Source organism: Albidovulum sp. (assembly GCF_008933605.1).
Lineage (GTDB): Bacteria > Pseudomonadota > Alphaproteobacteria > Rhodobacterales > Rhodobacteraceae > Albidovulum.
Map to the genome: position 1 here is coordinate 1 of NZ_WBUS01000286.1, position 1,921 is coordinate 1,921.

General features: G+C 71.8%; 3 protein-coding genes and 1 pseudogene. 2 read left to right on the top strand and 2 right to left on the bottom strand.

The window, feature by feature from the left end:
* Together F9K34_RS18845 and nthA are read right to left on the bottom strand one after the other, a co-directional pair.
* Positions 1-368: pseudogene (locus F9K34_RS18845) on the bottom strand (SH3-like domain-containing protein); the annotation flags it as partial.
* The gene (gene nthA / locus F9K34_RS18850; protein WP_291338631.1) at positions 365-985 is read right to left on the bottom strand and encodes a nitrile hydratase subunit alpha; all 621 of its coding nucleotides are present in this window, start codon (positions 983-985) and stop codon (positions 365-367) included. The pseudogene F9K34_RS18845 and the gene nthA, both read right to left, overlap by 4 nt.
* 194 nt (positions 986-1,179) lie before the next feature.
* Between nthA and rpmB the strand changes: the two genes are divergently transcribed.
* Together rpmB and F9K34_RS18860 are read left to right on the top strand one after the other, a co-directional pair.
* Positions 1,180-1,467, top strand: a complete 288-nt coding sequence (gene rpmB / locus F9K34_RS18855; RefSeq protein ID WP_291338632.1) for a 50S ribosomal protein L28 — start codon at positions 1,180-1,182, stop codon at positions 1,465-1,467.
* 134 nt (positions 1,468-1,601) lie between these two features.
* The coding region (locus F9K34_RS18860) for a hypothetical protein (protein WP_291338633.1) at positions 1,602-1,921 on the top strand (320 nt) is incomplete at its 3' end.

A 1,921-nucleotide genomic window follows, 5' to 3' on the forward strand; every position in this document is an offset into this window, starting at 1 on the left:
GCGTAGGGTGTGCCGCGGGCGAGTGCGGGCGCCACCGCCCCGGCGCGGAAAAGCTTCGGGTGCGGCAGGGCGGGGGCCGCCGTGCCGGAGGCCAGTTCCGCCTCGCTGACGAGGCCCTTCGCCACCAGGAGGTCGGCGAGGGCGGCAAGCCATTTCTCGTAGTAGGAAAACCGCGCGTAATCCTTCGGCGCGAGGCTCTCGCGGGCGTGGCGCGAGGCGTCGATCGACCATTGCCCGAGGCCCCCGGCGGCGAGCGTCAGCGCCAGCGCGGTGCGGTGCCAATCCTCGGCGAAGGGCACGGTCCCCTGCGGCTCGGGCATCACCGGCCCGTCGCCCCAGCGCCCGCCCATGTCGTGGACGCGGGTCACCGGGGACGCTCCGGCAGGCCGGTGCCGATCATCGAATCCCGGGTGACGAGGGCCGCGAGCGCCGCCGCGTCCATGCCCTCCGTGCCCTCGGGGCGCATCGGGACCACCAGATAGCGGACCTCGGCCGTTGAATCCCAGACACGCACCTTCTGGCCTTCCGGCAGCGTCACGCCGAACTCGGCCAGGATCTTGCGCGGTTCGCGCACCGCGCGGGCGCGGTAGGCGTCGGACTTGTACCAGCCGGGCGGGATGCCGAGAAGCGGCCACGGGTAGCAGGAACAGAGCGTGCAGACGACCATGTTGTGCGTCTCGGGCGTGTTCTCCACCGCCACGACATGCTCGCCCTGCCGGCCGGAGATGCCCAGTTCGGCAACGGCGGCGGTGGCGTCGGCGAGGAGCCGCGTGCGGAATGCCGGATCGGTCCAGACCCGCGCCACGACGGCGGCGCCGAGATGCGGCCCGACCTTGTGCTCGTAGGTGTCGAGGATCGCCTCCATCGCGGCCGGGTCCACGAGACCCTTTGCGACGAGGATCGTCTCCAGTGCCTTCACCCTCAGCGCGGGGTTGGAGGGCAGGAGCGAATGCGGATGCTCGTGGTCGGAGTGATCGTGCGGCATGGGAAGCGAGCATGGCCGCGCAGGGGCGCCCTGTCCAGTGGCGATCCGGCTGCGGGGCCGGTCGGATGAATCGCTTGACGCCGCCCGGCAATGGCATTAGACGGCGCGGACGGAATTCGGGCCCCCGCTCAGGCGGCGTGCCTTCGCTTTATCGGAACGCCGGGCCGAAGCCCAAGCTGTGAAGGAATAACCCAATGTCCCGCGTCTGCGAACTGACCGGTAAGGGCCCGATGACGGGCAACAACGTGAGCCACGCGAACAACAAGACGCGGCGCCGCTTCCTGCCGAACCTGAACGACGTCACGCTGATCTCCGACGTGCTCGGCCAGTCGTTCACGCTGCGCATCTCGGCGGCCGCGCTGCGCTCCGTCGATCACCGCGGCGGGCTCGACGCCTTCCTTGCGAAGGCGAAGGACGACGAGCTGTCCGTCCGGGCGCTGAAGATCAAGAAGGATGTCGCCAAGGCCCGCGCCGCGGCCTGAGCCGATCCGCTACCAGCTTCGCACATGGCCCCGCCTCGGCGGGGCCGTTGCTTTTTCGGCCCCTGCCCGGCCGCGACCTTTGCGCGCGGGGCGCGGCCCTTTCCATCGCGCCCGCGCGGGCCTATGAACGGGTCATGTGCCGCGGACCGGTCCAGCGCCTCGTTGCCCTTGTCCTCGCCGTCGCCCTGACGGCGATGGGCGTCGCCGCCGCGTCCGCGCGCGGCCAGACCATGGTTGGCGGTCAGGTCGCGGTGCTCTGCTCGGGCGGCGGGATCGTGCAACTTGCGCTCGACGCCGACGGCAATCCGACCGGCGAAAGCCACCTCTGCCCCGACCTCGCGGCGGCGCTGCTCGGGGCGTTCCGGATCGCGCTGCCGGCGATCGCCCGCCCCGAAGGCGCGGGCGAGGCGCTGGCCCCGGTACAGCCGCGTTTCGCGCCCTTCGCGCCGCGCCC